The organism is Paenarthrobacter sp. AR 02, from assembly GCF_021538675.1.
Classification (GTDB): Bacteria; Actinomycetota; Actinomycetes; order Actinomycetales; family Micrococcaceae; genus Arthrobacter.
In genome coordinates, this window is sequence record NZ_JAJUKH010000003.1 from 146,933 (window position 1) to 161,588 (window position 14,656).

The window sequence follows — 14,656 nt, forward strand, 5'->3', positions numbered from 1 at the left end:
TCTGACAGTGGGTTCCCCAAGCGAAGGAATTCACATGGCACAGGAAATCTTCCCCGGCCGATTCACTGCTGACGTAGGGCGCGATTCAGTCACCGTGTTCCTGATCGGGATGCGCGCCAACAGGTGGTGGAAGGTGGGCCGTGTCGCCCAGGTGGCCTCAGCCATGACCGCCATGCTGCAGCACCTGGCTAAGAATCCCGAGGCAGGCTTGCTCAGCACGGAACAGTGGCTCGGACGGACCACCATGCTCCTCAGCTATTGGGAAAGCCCCGAGCACCTGCGGCGTTTTGCTGCCGACCGGGAATCTCCGCACTTGGCTCCGTGGCGGAAGTTCATGAAGGAAATGTCCGGCAGCGGCGACGTGGGCGTGTGGCATGAGACCTACCAGGTTCCGGCGTCAGGCATTGAAGTGGTTTACAACGGCATGCCACGGTTCGGCCTGGCCAAAGCTACCTCGCACATCCCCGTGGGCCCCGGCAGCAACACCGCCAAGCAGCGCATGGGAGCGGGGGCCGTCCGGACAGGGGCCACGCAAACGGAAGGCTAGGCCACTGCCGCCGCCGCTGGTCGCTCCGACTTGAGGGACCGGCGGAGGTGGGGCGAGGAGTCCAGCTTGTCCTGGGCTCCGCGCAGGGCCAGGACGGCGACCTCCAGCTGCTCAGGCGGCAAGGTGTACGGCACGCGAAGGAAGTGTTCAAAGGCTCCGCCCACCCCAAACCTGGGACCCGCTGCCAAGCGAACCCCAAAGTCCGGGGCAAGGATCGTCAGCGCCGTGCTGCAGGGGCTGGGGAGGCGGCACCAAACGGTGAGTCCGCCCCGCGGCCGCTCCACTTCCCAGGCCGGCAGGTGTTCAGCCAGCAAGCCGAGGAGTGATTCCCGGTTGTGCCGCAGTTCCTCCAACCTGGCATCCAGGGGCTCGGCGAAGGACCGCACCAGCCGGGCCGCCGCCAATTGCTCCACAACGGGACCGCCCAGATCCATGACGGTCCTCGTTGCCACGAAGCGGGAAATCAGGCCCTCGTCGGCGCGGATCCAGCCGGTCCTGAGGCCCGCCCAATGGGACTTGCTCAGCGACCCGATGGACACCACCGCGGGACCGAAAGCGGACATCGGTGCGGTGCGGACGCCGTCGAGGTTTAATCCCCGGAGCGTTTCGTCCACCACCAGGACTGTCCCCGACGCCGCTGCAGCCCGCACCAGGCGCCGACGCTGCAGATCGGACATGATGCGGCCCGTCGGATTGTGGAAATCCGGGACGAGGTACGCCATCGCGGGCCGTTGCTGGTTCATGGTGGACACCATGGCATCGATGTCCCAGGCTGGTGAGGTCCCCGAGGGCAATGCGACGGGAAGCGGTTTGCAGCCGGCGGCCCGGATGGCGTCCAGGGCGTTGGGGTACGTGGGGTGTTCCACCAACACCCGGTCCTGCTTGCCGGCCAGGGTGCGAAGCACGATGTTGAGGGCGTGCTGGGCGCCGGACGTGACGAGGATCTGGCCCGGCGTGGTGGGCACTCCGTCGGCGGTGTACTTGTCCGCAATGGCTTCGCGGAGTGCCGGGACCCCCACGGCGTCGTACCCAAAGCCGGGCAGGAGGGCGGGCAGTTCGGTCAGGGCATCCGCGAACGCCCGGTGCACCACTTCCCCGGCAGCCGGAAGGGATGCGTAGGCGAGGTCCAGGAGGCCATCCGGCACGGCCAGGCCGGGCGCACTCACGGGTACGGTCCGGTGCGGGATGCACGTCCGGGCCCGGCTTCCCTGGCCCGAGGTGAGGAAGCCCTGTTCGCGGAGGTTGGAGTACGCGGCGGTGACGGTGGTCCGGCTCAGGTCAAGGGTCTGGGCCAAGGCCCGCTCGCTGGGCAGCGCTACGTCCAGCGCTATGCGCCCGTCCATCACCAGCAAGCGCACGACGTCGGCCAGCTCGCGGTAGGCGGGCAGGGAGCCGGAGTTCCAGGAGCCGAGGAGCCTAACGAGTGCGGTGGGGTTCAGAGAGCCGGACATAAGACCAGTATTGCAAACTGGCTATGGAATACAAGGCCAGTTTTCGGCAACGATGGATTCCATGATGACCCGAAGAATCACTCAACTCCTGATCGGCCTCGCGATGTACGGCATCTCCCTGGCCGTTTTCATCCGGGCCGGCCTTGGCTTGGACCCCTGGGATGTTTTCCATCAGGGCGTGGCCACCAAGACCGGTTTCAGCATTGGCGTGGTGGTCATCGCGGTCAGCTTTATTGTCCTCCTCCTCTGGATCCCGCTGCGGCAGATGCCCGGGATTGGTACCGTTGCCAACGCCGTTTTGGTGGGCCTGTTCGCTGACCTGGGGCTCTGGCTGATCCCGCCGGTCTCACACCTGGGCGGGCAGATTGCCATGCTGGCCGGAGCCGTGATCCTGAACGGCATCGCTTCTGCCTGCTACATCGGTGCACGTTTGGGTCCCGGTGCCCGTGATGGCCTGATGACCGGGCTGGTTCGCCGTACCGGATGGTCGGTGCGCCTGGTCCGCACCGGCATCGAAGTGACTGTCCTGGCTGTGGGCCTCCTGCTGGGCGGGTCCGTGGGCGTAGGTACCGTGGTCTACGCCTTAGCCATCGGCCCGATCGTCCAAGTGTTGCTTCCCAGGTTCATGGTGCCCGAGCCCGTCCCGGCGCCGGGTTCGGATCCTGGCAGGGAAACAGCCTCCACGGAAGCCGCCCCCGCAGCCTAGCGGCACGCCGGCACGTCCTCGCCGTACCGCAACCAGTCCGGCAGGTCCTGGGTCAGTGCGTCGCGGATGGCGGGGGAGCCGGCGCTCCGCCAATCGACGTCGTCGTTAATCTCGATCTCGTACTTCTTCCACTCGAACCAATTGATCATCTTCAACTGCGGATACTTTTGGTGCGTTTCGGCGGAGAAGACCTGGCGCCACCAAGCACGTTTGACGTCCAGCTCCGATGCGCCGCTGCGCGCAGGCGTGAAGATCGCAGCGGTCTCAGGGACGGCCACGGGCCGGTCATGATCTACGCCGTACACCTGGTAGAAATCGGGCACGGAACTGTCGTCGCCCGCCGTGCCGCTGTAGGTTCCGGTGAGCATGGCCAGGAACTTGCCCGGTTCAGCAATGTCGTTGTTTCCCCACGGGCGCTGGTTGCCCCAGTGGTACAGCGAGACTCCCACCCAGTCCACCGCGTCATCCCCCGGATAGTAGGGGGCATACGTGTCGTCGGCCATGGTGAGTATGCCGTCATGGTTGGTATCAAGCGCTGCGAAGTCCGGGGTGCCCGGACGGGCCGCGTACTGGCCACCCGTGAACGGATAGCCACCCCCGTAGTTCGGCGCCCACATCATGGACGTGCCCGGCGCCTGCGCGTGCACCGCCGCCGCCACCTTGCGGAAGACCTCCACGTAGCGGGTGGGCTGCTGGCCCCACGAATACCAGGAGCCGTTCATCTCATGGGCAAAACGTACGACGACGGGCGTCCCCTGATCGTTGATGGCGCGTAAGTCGGTGGCCAACTTGGCGATCACCTCGTCACTCATCGTCGCCAGGCCGCCGTGCGGCTCCAGGGTCAGGAGCAGCACCCCACCCGCGGCCCGGACCTGAGTCACGGCGTTGGTGGTGTGCGCCCACGTTTGGTCGTCGTAGGGAATGTCGGAGAACTGCACCACAACCGCGGGATCGTGCCCCAGATTGGCCCGGTGCTCGGCAAGGGTTTCGGTGTTCCAATCCAGGTTCACCCCGAGGAGCACGCCGTCTTTGGGGATAATCGAGGCCGCATCTCCGGCCTTGCACAGAGACAACGCCTGGACAACGGGGACCACCTCCTTGGAAGCGAAACCCAGGCCGGTAGCCACCAGTGAGGTCACCAGCAAGGGAACAACCAGGCTGGCCCTCCTGCGTCTGCGGTCCGGGTGGCCGGCGAAGGCTGGGGGAGCGGGCTTCAGCCGTGGTGGCCTGGGCGCTACCGCGGTGGCGCGGGCCATGTCAGCTCCACCCCAGGGTGCGACGCCGTCTTGGGAAGAGCCTGTGCCATCGGAACCCGGGCGCCAGGTGGCGTGCGCGCCCTGGTCCCAGGCCGCCGTCGACGGCTTCCTCCCGGGTTCCATAGATGCGGGTGACTTGCCCCAGATGGGCCTGGAGCCGGGTAGTTTCCAAGGCTGCGGAGCTGCCGAAAAGACGCAAGTCTCCACCGCGGGCGCGCAGGAGGTGCAACACCTCCAGGAGGCCAACGACGCCGGAAGCGCCTACGGTCGTCACCGCCGCCACATCCAGCAGGACCAGGATGGGCCCGTCAGTTGCGGCCTTTGCGGATTCCTGGCGAATGCCCAGGACCGTTGTTGCGTCCAAGGCGCCGGTGACGGTCAGGTCAATGCAGGAAAGGGTGTTTGAAACACGGGAAAGTGTGGACATGATGGTCGCTCCTGGCTGGGGGTTGGAACGGCGTTATGGGGATGTGTGGATCAGCGCCTGGCAGGCGGAGGGGTGAGAGTCGTTGGATTGAGGACGCTGGGGAGTTCATCGGGTGTGGGCATGGGATCCACCTGCTCCTCTCCGGGGCCCCGGTACCTGGCGGCGCCGATGACCACGATGAGCAAGGCAAGGTCCAATGCCACCCAAGCGAGGGTGATGAGCGTGGGGTACAGGGGCGCCTCGCCGGTAGCTGCGCGCGCTATGCCGATACCCGACGAGACCACCAGGACGGCCATCGCCACCAGCTGAAGCCGGACGTGCTGGAAGCCGCGTCCTGCCGCCTGCTTGCTTTTGGCCGTCACGGAGAACGTCAGGTGCTTGCCCAGGAAGACCGCGGCAGCACCGGAACAGGTCGCCGCGATCCATGTTGGAAAGAGCGCGAACGACCACTGCTGGCCGCGCCACAATCCCTTGGACCCGTTGCCTGCTACCTGGAACAGGAGCTGGCAGGAAAGGAAAAACGGCAGGAACAGGCAGAAGAACACCACCGGACTCGCAGTGAGCGGGTACGTGCCGGCCACCAGGAACACCACCGGCGCCGCGATGTAGCTCATTGCGGCAAACCCGTTCAGGTAACTGGTCATCGTGCTCAGATACATGAGTCGCTGGGCCAAGGTGAGCCCCCGCAGGAACAGCGGATTGTCGTTGAAAAACACCTGCATGGTCCCGGCTGCCCAGCGGTGGCGCTGGGACAGCATGGTGGACACATCCTCCGGGGCCAACCCGTGCACCAGGACCTCGTGGTGGTAAACGCTGCCCCAGCCCATGGCGTGAAGGTGCATGGCCGTAGCCATGTCCTCCGTGATGGTGGTGGTGTCCATCGGGTGGATGGCCAACGCCTGGTCGGTGTGGGCAACATCCACCGACTCCAGGACTGCGTCGAGTTCGGGCACGACGTCCTCCATGGCCTCCGGAACAGCCAACGCTGCGGCATGGAAGGAGACCCGGAGCTCGAATGTGATCTCAGCCAGGACATCGCCGCGGCGAAGCTGTTGTTCGGCACGGGTAACCGCCGCCATGGCCTGCTCCACCACCGGCATGGCGGCTGGATGGCGACGGCCGAGTTCCCCGTGCAGGTCCTGCAGCCGGGACCGGCCCCTGCGCAAAGCGCTCCAGGTGTGCTCGGTGGCGGTCCGGGTGTAGCGCGTCAGGCCCAGGGCCATGAGGGCTTCCCTGCGCAGGACAGCATTCGAACCGCAGAAAAACGCTGCATCCCAACCGTCCTTGCCCTGCTGGATGGGGCCGTAGAACAGTTCGGCTTGGCTGCCCAGGGGGTCACGGTCCGGAACATTCCAGAAGTGTTGCGGCGTCTGGACGAACGCCACTTCCTCGGCGTCGAAGTAGCCCAGGACCCGGTCCAAAAACCGTGCTTCGGGGACCTGGTCCGCGTCCAGGATGGCCACGAACTCGCCCGTGGTCATGGACAATGCGTTGTTGACATTGCCTGCCTTGGCGAACCGCTGCCGACCGTCCCACTCGGGACCACGGGTAATGTATCCGACGCCGATCTGCCGGGCTGCGCTCGCAAACCCGCTGCGGTTCCCGTCGTCCAGGATCCACGTTTCGTGCGGGTAGTCCATGTCCCTGGCCGCAATCGCCGTCTTGAGGACAAGCTCAAGCGGCTCGTTGTAGGTGGCGATGAAAACGTCCACGGTCCGGCCCGGCAGGGCAGGCGGGGGCGGTGGCCGCCGTCGTGCATTCCACATGGTGACGGCGTACAGCGTTGACTCGCCCAGGCTGTACGTTTCCGCGGCCACGAGCGGCAGGGAGATCCACCACGCGTCCCATGCAACGGTTCCTGACCAACGCCAACTGATGTAGATCAATCCAAAGGAAACCACGAGGACCGCAAGGGTCCTCACCAATATCTGCTTGTGAATGCCCATGTTTAGCCTCCGGGTAACTGCTGGGGAAAAGGCAAAGGCGCGACAGGCTGTCCATACGCTTTGAGGGCGAAGTTGGGAGGACACGGCTGACGCGCCTGGAGCATGCATCGTCGATGCTCAGAGGAAGGAATTCAGGTGCGAACGGAATTTCCCTAAGCCATGGACTTGTTGGGCCAAGCCGATGGTTCCTCTTTCCACTTTCTCCCGCCTGCATTTCGTCGCCGTTACGGGATTGATAAGTACTTTCGCGTTGATTATTTCCTGGGGGTGACATTTGGCGTGTCGCCGCACCAAGGCCTTGCGCGCCCAATGGCAAGGCAGTCAGAGTTGCTGTCATGAAGCGACGACTCACACCCATGGTGATGGTCATCGTCGGATTTACGCTCCTGGCGACCCTCATCGCTCCTGAGCCTCCGGCGCTGGCGGCCGCCGGCATGCCGGCTCCCGGTGCGCTGGTGTGGAGCGATGAGTTCAACGGGCCCGCCGGCACCGCCCCGGACAACAGCAAATGGCTCCACGACACGGGCGGCTCGGGATGGGGCAACAGCGAACTGCAGTACTACACGGACAGCACCCGCAACGCAGCCATGGACGGGAACGGAAACATGGCTATCACTGCTCGCCGCGAAAACCCGGGCAATTACACCTGCCACTACGGAACGTGCCAGTACACCTCGGCCCGGCTATTGACCGCGGGGAAGTTCAGCCGCAACCAAGGACGCTTTGAAGCACGGATGAAGCTGCCTAAAGGACAAGGAATGTGGCCTGCGTTTTGGATGCTGGGCGACAACGTCTTCACAGATGGCTGGCCCAACAGCGGCGAGCTCGACGTCATGGAAAACGTCGGCAAGGAACCCGGAACCACCTGGGGCAGCATCCATGGTCCAGGCTATTCGGGCGCCAACTCCGTCAACGCCAGCTATACCCTGCCCCGCGGCCAAGCTTTGGGAGACGCGTTCCACACCTTCACCGTGGACTGGGGGCCGGATTCCATCACCTGGTACATCGACGGCATTGCCTACTCACACAAGACCAAAGCCAGCGTTCCGGGGCCCTGGGCCTTCGACCACAATTTCTTCCTTCTGCTCAACCTCGCCGTCGGCGGCACGTGGCCTGGAGCGCCGGATCCGGACACGGCGTTACCGCAAACCATGCTGGTGGACTACGTCCGCGTTTACGACCTCGCACCCGCTTCGGCGCCACCGTCCGCCGCGCCCAGTGTCCGGATCCAGGGCTACGCGGGCAAATGCATCGACGTCGCCGGACGCCAGGCCATCGACGGTTCCCCACTCCAATCGTGGGACTGTGACACTGCCGCGTCAGAACAATGGACTTTTGCGGGCAACGGGACCGTTCGGACGTTGGGCAAGTGCATGGACGTGGCATGGGGCTCCACCGCCAACGGCGCCCAGATCCAGCTGACTGCCTGCAACGGAAGCGCGGCGCAGCAGTTCGTGCTCAACTCCGCGGGGGATTTGGTGAACCCGCAGGCCAACAAATGCGTTGACGTCGCGGACTGGTCTGCTACGAATGGTTCACGCTTGCAATTATGGGATTGCGCCGGTTCCGCCAACCAGAAATGGTGGCGGGCGGTGTAGAAAAACGTCCGACGGCGGCGCGCAGGCAGCGCGGGTCCGGCGACTATTGCTGGGGCGGCTGGGGAGCTTCCTGAAGTAGTCGGCGGGGCCTTGCGCGTAGTGCGCCGTCGTCGCGGCGGTTACCGATGCGCCCGGCCGGGACGGAGATACGGTGCCCGGCCGGGCCTCGGTCTCAGGGGCCTGGGCTGGCAACGGCGGGCTGGCTACGGCGCGGGCTGGCAGCGCGGACAGAAGTAGATGTCCCGTTCCTCTGTTCCGTCGGGACCTGCCAGGAGGCCGCGTCGAACCGTGGTGCCGCAACGCCTGCAAGGCTGGCGTTCCCTGCCGTAAACCCAGTAGCCGGGCCGCAGGGCGCGCGGTCCCAAGGTCGTCCGGCGGCCAGTTCCAAGGTTTTCACCCAAAAGACGTTTGGCGTCGTTCACCGTTTTGGCGAGGTCGGGCACCTCACCCACCGTCAGTGCGGGGTGGATACCGGAGAGAAAGCACGCTTCGCAGCGGTAAATATTGCCGATGCCTGCAAGCTTCCTCTGGTCCAACAAAGCAAAACCTACTGTGACCTCCGGTTCGGCGCGGAGCCTACGGAGTGCTTCTTCTTCATCCCAATCCGGACCAAGGAGATCCGGGCCGAGATGTCCCACGATCTTTTCTTCCTCTGCCGTGGGCACAACTTCCAGGATGCCCAGCGAGAACCCCACCGCGTCAGCTGCAGCTGTGCGCAGGACGCAGCGTGCCGTATGGCCGGGTTTGGTCCACCGACCACCCGGTGGGTAGACCATCCAGTTACCCTCCATCTTGAGGTGTGAGTGAATGGTCAGCTCCCGGGGCCTCCTGCTGGCACCGGGCGACTCGTCAGCGGGCCCAACGAGACGCATGAGCAGGTGCTTGCCCCGGGGGACAACTTCCTTCATGGTCCAGCCCGACAGGTTGAGGGTGGCGAAGCGCGGAACACGGAAGTCCGACGCTGTGATGACATGCCCGGCCAAAGCTTCGTTCAACCGTGACGCGGCCCGCCAAATGGAATCGCCTTCAGGCACGGATCCGCAGTCCCTTCGGAGTTGAGTACGCGCCTGCCGCCGCCAGGGCAACCGCGATGGGTGTTTCCAGGAGATCGTGGCCATTGACCTTCTCCATGAAGAGTTTGTCCACTGCTCCCCGCCGCACCACGTCCACCAACGCCTGGGCGGCAACCGTCAGCACAACCTCGTCCTGGCTGAAAGTGAGCAGCGTCTTACCGCCGCGTTCCACGTAAAGGACCAGCGCGCCGTCGACCATGACCACCAGCGCCCCTGCTTTTCGCCCCGGGCGGTGGCCCGACCCGGCGTCGACCGACAATGCCGGCCAGGGGAGCGCGGCACCGTAGGGGTTGGCTGGGTCGGTGGCAGCCAGTGCCAGCGCGGACGGTTCCGCCTTGGAAATGCGGGCATCCTCGGTGAACGAACGCAGGCGGTCCACGGTAGCCGGGACCGCAAACTGGGCAGCCCCCAAATGCTCGATGAAGTACCCTCGGCGGCATCGCCCGGCTTCCTCAAGCCGTGCAAGGACCTTGTACATGAGCCCAAAGCCGCCCAGGATGTTCTCAGCCATCACCGAACCGCGGGTTACGACGCCGTACCTGTCCAGCAGCAGCTCAGCCGTGCCCCGGGCATGGATGGTGGGGTCCAGCTCCGGCGCAGGCAACGCGGACCAGCGGCCGACCGCGGAAGGCGGCGCGGGCGCAATGCCGCCCGTCACCGAACCGTAGCGGCCCCCGGTGAGGCCTGGAGATCCCAGCAGTCCCGTCCCGTGGGAACGGCCGAGCCTGCTCATGCGTGGTGCCCGCGCCCTCGGCGCCTTGGCGACCTGGCGGTGGGCTGTTTTCCCGCCGGCAATCATGGCACGGACGGGGGCGAATGTATCTCCAGTGACCCGCCCGGCCCAGACAAGGTCCCACAGCGCGGTCACCACGGCGTCATCGCTGAGCACCGTATCCATGCCACCAGCGACGTCCGTGAGTTGCCGGAAGAAGTAGCCGCCGCCCGCGCTGAAATGCTCCAGGAGTCGCTGTTGGGCGTCTCCCGGTTCGAAGTCGGGAGAAGGATTGAGGGTCAGCTCCGCGGAGTCGGCAACGTGGAGGCTGATCCAGCCGTCGTTCCCGGGCAGCGACCCTGCTCCGGACCAGAGGAGCTCCCCGGCGGCCATCAGTTCGTCCAGCATGGCAGGCTTGTAATCCGCCACCCGGCTCGCGAGTACCAACGGTTCCCACGCCGACGCCGGAATGGGCACGCCGGACAGCTGGTCCACGGCGGTGATGATTCCATCCAGCCCGCGCAGCGCCTGGCTCCGGGACCTGCCCGGAGTGGTCACGTTTTGCCACTCGGGAAGGAACCGCCCGTACGCGGCCGTGTCCACTGGTTCCACTTCGGCGCGCAGCGCAGCCAGTGACCGCCGGCGCAGTTTCCGCAGGACCTCGGCATCACACCATTCGCTCGCGGGAGGTGCATCGACGGACATGAGTTCGGGATCCGTTGCTTCGACGGCCTGCGGTTCGGCCACCGCATGCGGACGGAACTCGCCTTCGACGACGCGGCCATCGCCGGCCAGTCGCTTCAGCGCGCCATTGACGACCGCGACCCCCAGCCCCAGCCGTGTGGCAGCCTCGGCCGCAGTAAACGGTCCGTGGGTGCGGGCATACCGTGAAACGAGGTCGCCCAGGGGATCGTGGACCGGCTCGATGAACGCCAGGGGCACACCCATGGGCAATGGGACGCCAATAGCGTCACGCAGCCGGGCAGCGTCCTCAACAGCAGCAAAGCGCTCGACGCCGCCAATGGTCACCTTGAGCGCGCGATTCGCCTTCTGGAGTGCAGCGAGGTGATGGCCGGCATCAGTAACAGTGCCGTGTGGTGCTGCCGCGGGTGCTTCCTCGACGTGGTCAGGATCCTCGGGGTCCGTTGCCTGGTCCAGAGCCGTCTGCAGGGAGGGTTCGGGCTGTTCCTGTCCTCGAAGCCGTTCCGCCACTTCCTCGACACTGAGCGGGCCAAGCAGACGCAACAGATCAGCGACGCCCTCCATGCCACGAACCCGCCTGTCAGGCAGAAGCCGTTGCAACTCCAGCTCGGTCCGGTCAATGACAGCCGCGTCCAGGAGTTCACGAAGCTCAACCCGCCCCAGGAGTTCGTTGAGGAGGGTGGAGTCCAGCGCCAAGGCAGCGGCCCGCCGCTCGGCCAACGGGGAGTCGCCCTCATAGAGGAACTGGGCCACGTAGCCAAACAGGAGGGACTTGGCGAACGGCGAAGGCTGCTGCGTGGTGGTTTCCACGATCCTGAGCTCACGACGTTCCACCGATGCCGCAATGTCTTTGAGCGCGGGGAGATCGTAAACATCCTGGAGGCACTCGCGGACTGCTTCGAGCACGATGGGGAAGGAAGGGTATTTCTTGGCGACATCCAGCAGTTGGGCAGAGCGCTGGCGCTGCTGCCATAGTGGTTGCCGTTTGGCGGGGTTCTGGCGCGGCAACAGCAGAGCCCGGGCTGCGCATTCCCGGAACCGGGAAGCGAACAGCGCACTGCCGCCCACTTCTGTGGTGACGATCTGCTCGAGTTCTTCGGGGTCGAACAGGAACAGGTCCGCGCCGGGTGGTTCGTCTTCCATCATGGGGACGCGCAGCACGATGCCGTCATCCGCTGCCATGGCCGAACCATCCAGGCCGTACCGCTGCTGCAGGCGTTGACCTACGGCGAGTGCCCACGGCGCATGAACGGGCATCCCGAACGGGCTATGGAGGACTACACGCCAGTCTCCAAGCTCGTCATGGAAGCGTTCCACCACCAACGTGCGGTCGCTGGGGACGATTTCCGTGGCTTCCTTTTGCTCCCTCAAGTACTGGAGGAGGTTGCTGGCAGCGAAGGCATCCAGCCCGCTGGCCTGGCAGCGTTCCATGGCGGGCGCCTGGTCGGCGGCTGAAAGTTCGCGGATGAACGCGCCCAATGCGCGGCCCAGGTCCACGGGGCGGCCCAGCGAGTCACCTTTCCAAAAGGGCAGCTTGCCGGGCTGTCCGAAAGCGGGCGAGACCAGGACGCGATCGTGGGTGATGTCCTCGATCTTCCAACTGGTGGCACCCAGGGCGAAGACGTCGCCCACCCGGGATTCGTAAACCATTTCTTCGTCGAGTTCCCCGACGCGGCGACCGCCCTTCGCAGCACGGGCCGACGCGGTGGGCTCACTTCCGTCCGCGCTGCCGGGGGAGGAGGACCCCTCAACCTCGGTGCCGATGATGTACACACCGAACAGCCCGCGGTCCGGGATGGTGCCACCTGACGTGACGGCAAGGCGCTGGGCGCCGGGCCGTCCCTCAATGGTTCCGGCGTGACGGTCCCAAATGATGCGGGGCCGGAGTTCGGCAAATTCGTCGGAGGGATAACGCCCGGCCAGCAGGTCCAGCGTTGCTTCAAAAGCGGAGCGGGGAAGGCTCGCGAACGGCGCAGACCGACGCACTGTGCTGAACCAATCCTCCACGTCGATACTGCCCAGTGCGGTGGCGGCAACTGTCTGCTGGGCAAGGATGTCGAGGGGGTTGGCGGGAATGCTCAAGCGCTCGATCTGGCCACTGAGCATACGTTCCACGGTGACGCTGGTATGCAGGAGGTCGGCGCGGTGCTTGGGGAAGAGCACGCCCTCCGAAATTTCGCCCACCTGGTGCCCGGCGCGGCCGACACGCTGGAGGCCGCTGGCCACCGAGGGCGGCGATTCCACCTGGATGACCAGGTCCACGGCGCCCATGTCGATGCCAAGCTCCAACGATGACGTGGCCACGACGCAGCGCAGCCTCCCGGATTTGAGGTCGTCCTCGATCATGGCCCGCTGGTCCTTGGATACCGAGCCGTGGTGTGCGCGGGCCAGGACGGGGTCCGCGCCGGTGGTGCTGCCTGCCTGTGCCATCATGTGGGCGGGAGTCGCTGTGGATGCCGGCACTGCTGGGGCGTCGTCCGGTGCCGCCCACGCTCCGCCTCCCACTGCCATGAGCTGGCGCTCGGCGTAGATTTCGTTCAGCCTGGCCGTAAGCCGCTCCGAGAGCCTGCGGGAATTGGCAAAGACAATGGTGGACTGTTTGGACAGGACCAGATCCACGATCTGTTCCTCCACATGCGGCCAGATGGAGGCCTGCGGCTGTAGGCCAGAGGCCGGACCTGAATCGAACGCCCCTGCCGCACCCTGCAGGTCCGACATGTCCTCAACAGGCACTGTCACCGTCAGGTTCCAGTTCTTCTTGGACGGAGGTGCCACGATTTCCACGGGCGCCTGGCCCGCAAGGAACTGTGCAACCAACTCCCGGGGTTGGACCGTCGCAGACAGGCCGATGCGCTGCGCGGGCTTAGGCAGCAGCGCGTCCAGCCGTTCAAGCGATACCGCCAAATGCGCACCGCGTTTGGTTCCGGCAACAGCGTGAACCTCATCGATGATGATGGTGTCCACTTCGCTCAGGGTTTCCCGGGCCCGGGACGTCAGCATCAGGAAGAGGGATTCCGGAGTGGTAATCAGGATGTCCGGCGGATTGGTCAGCAGCGTTCGGCGATCTGCCGCCGTCGTATCTCCGGAGCGGACTCCCACAGTCACCAGCGGTGCCGGGAGCCCGAGCCGCTTGGCAGTCTGGGTGATGCCGATCAACGGTGCCCGGAGGTTGCGCTCGACGTCGACGCCCAAGGCCTTCAGCGGTGAGATGTAGAGGACGCGGGTCTTGGTTTTGGGGCGCTTGGCGCGGCCTTTGCCGTTGGCTGGAACCGTTTCGAGCCCAGGCAGCGTATCCGTCGGCTTGGCATGCAGCCGGTCCAACGCCCACAGGAAGGCGGCGAGGGTTTTGCCGGAGCCAGTAGGTGCCACCACCAAAGCGTGGGAGCCGGAGGAGATCGCATTCCAAGCCCCATCCTGCGCGGGCGTGGGCTCGGAAAAGGCGCCTAGGAACCATTCCCTGGTTGCTTGGCTGAAACGGCTGATGGCGCCCTGCGACGCCTGCGGCTCCTGCATTCCTCCATCATGCCCCACGGCTCCGACAGAATAAGCCGGAGCCGCGGGAAGATGATCAGACTGCTTGGAATGCGGTGACCGTCAGGAGCTTGATACCTGCGTTGCTGCACGCATCGTGCGGTTCGGCCACGAACAAGGACGCAGTGTCGTTGGGCGGGTAGATACGGAATCCTGCCGCCGGAACCCGGGTGCAGTCACCGTAATTCCCGGCCTGTGTGTAGCGGATTTCCGCCCACGCAGACTTGCCCGGAGCCAGCTCAATCCTGGTGACAGGGGTGGTGGTTTCACGCGTCGCAGGCTCGCCGATCGGATCACCATTGGCGTCTGCGGTCAGGGAAACACCGGCAAAACCCTCCAGGACGCAGTTAGTAGCGCCGGAGTTTGTCAGGATCAGTTTTTCGTAGACACTGCCTGCTGCTCCGCCGCCGGTTGCATCGGTTGTAGCAGTGAGCGATCCTGCCTTGCACAGCGCCGGGGCTGCGGGTGCGGCGGACGTGGCTGTCGCCGAGGGCGACGGCGTCATCGTGGCTGTTTGGGAGGGCGTGGACGAAGCCGAAGCCGATGGTGTTGCGCTGGTGGGCGGGGCACTGCTGGATCCCGCGGGGCTGGGGCTGGGCCCACAGGCCGCAAGGAGCAGCAATGATGCGGCTGCCGTCGTCGTCACAAGTCCGGTTTTGATGCGCTGAGTCCACATGGGCACCAGCCTTGCTTTGGCCGTCACGTGA

The 14,656-nt window shown here is 65.3% G+C and carries 10 protein-coding genes; 3 read left to right on the plus strand and 7 right to left on the minus strand.

The window, feature by feature from the left end; genetic code table 11:
* Nucleotides 1-34: 34 nt before the first annotated feature.
* Complete coding sequence (locus tag LRQ04_RS09970; protein WP_235519934.1) at nt 35-547, plus strand: DUF4188 domain-containing protein; 513 nt, start codon at nt 35-37, stop codon at nt 545-547.
* On the opposite strand, the gene LRQ04_RS09975 is transcribed toward LRQ04_RS09970, so the two are convergent.
* Entirely contained in the window at nt 544-1,998 is a 1,455-nt protein-coding gene (locus LRQ04_RS09975) for a PLP-dependent aminotransferase family protein (RefSeq protein WP_235519935.1), read from the minus strand. The two genes, LRQ04_RS09970 and LRQ04_RS09975, sit on opposite strands and share 4 nt — an antisense overlap.
* Nucleotides 1,999-2,059: 61 nt before the next feature.
* Here LRQ04_RS09975 and LRQ04_RS09980 point away from each other — a divergent pair, with 61 nt between their 5' ends.
* Complete coding sequence (locus LRQ04_RS09980; protein ID WP_235519937.1) at nt 2,060-2,704, plus strand: YitT family protein; 645 nt, start codon at nt 2,060-2,062, stop codon at nt 2,702-2,704.
* Here the strand turns inward: LRQ04_RS09980 and LRQ04_RS09985 are convergent.
* The 3 genes from LRQ04_RS09985 to LRQ04_RS09995 are packed head-to-tail and all read right to left on the minus strand — an operon-like array spanning nt 2,701 to nt 6,333.
* Nucleotides 2,701-3,960: a glycoside hydrolase family 26 protein gene (locus tag LRQ04_RS09985; protein WP_235519938.1), complete on the minus strand. Its 1,260-nt coding sequence runs from the start codon at nt 3,958-3,960 to the stop codon at nt 2,701-2,703. The genes LRQ04_RS09980 and LRQ04_RS09985 overlap by 4 nt on opposite strands.
* A 1-nt stretch (nt 3,961) precedes the next feature.
* The gene (locus tag LRQ04_RS09990) at nt 3,962-4,387 is read right to left on the minus strand and encodes an STAS domain-containing protein (RefSeq protein ID WP_235519939.1); all 426 of its coding nucleotides are present in this window, start codon (nt 4,385-4,387) and stop codon (nt 3,962-3,964) included.
* Nucleotides 4,388-4,437: 50 nt separating this feature from the next.
* Nucleotides 4,438-6,333: a glycosyltransferase family 2 protein gene (locus LRQ04_RS09995; protein ID WP_235519940.1), complete on the minus strand. Its 1,896-nt coding sequence runs from the start codon at nt 6,331-6,333 to the stop codon at nt 4,438-4,440.
* 335 nt (nt 6,334-6,668) lie between these two features.
* Here LRQ04_RS09995 and LRQ04_RS10000 point away from each other — a divergent pair, with 335 nt between their 5' ends.
* Nucleotides 6,669-7,931, plus strand: a complete 1,263-nt coding sequence (locus tag LRQ04_RS10000) for a glycoside hydrolase family 16 protein (protein ID WP_235519942.1) — start codon at nt 6,669-6,671, stop codon at nt 7,929-7,931.
* 203 nt (nt 7,932-8,134) lie between these two features.
* Here LRQ04_RS10000 and LRQ04_RS10005 read toward each other — a convergent pair whose 3' ends face one another.
* The 3 genes from LRQ04_RS10005 to LRQ04_RS10015 are packed head-to-tail and all read right to left on the minus strand — an operon-like array spanning nt 8,135 to nt 14,625.
* Nucleotides 8,135-8,965 carry a DNA-formamidopyrimidine glycosylase family protein gene (locus LRQ04_RS10005; RefSeq protein WP_235519943.1) on the minus strand — a complete coding sequence of 277 codons (831 nt, stop codon included), beginning with the start codon at nt 8,963-8,965 and terminating at the stop codon, nt 8,135-8,137.
* Nucleotides 8,958-13,931 carry a DEAD/DEAH box helicase gene (locus tag LRQ04_RS10010; protein WP_235519944.1) on the minus strand — a complete coding sequence of 1,658 codons (4,974 nt, stop codon included), beginning with the start codon at nt 13,929-13,931 and terminating at the stop codon, nt 8,958-8,960. The genes LRQ04_RS10005 and LRQ04_RS10010 overlap by 8 nt, the downstream gene beginning before the upstream one ends.
* 55 nt (nt 13,932-13,986) lie before the next feature.
* A complete protein-coding gene (locus LRQ04_RS10015) occupies nt 13,987-14,625 on the minus strand; it encodes a DUF4232 domain-containing protein (protein ID WP_235520113.1) in 639 nt (212 codons plus the stop codon).
* Between the last annotated feature and the right edge of the window lie 31 nt (nt 14,626-14,656).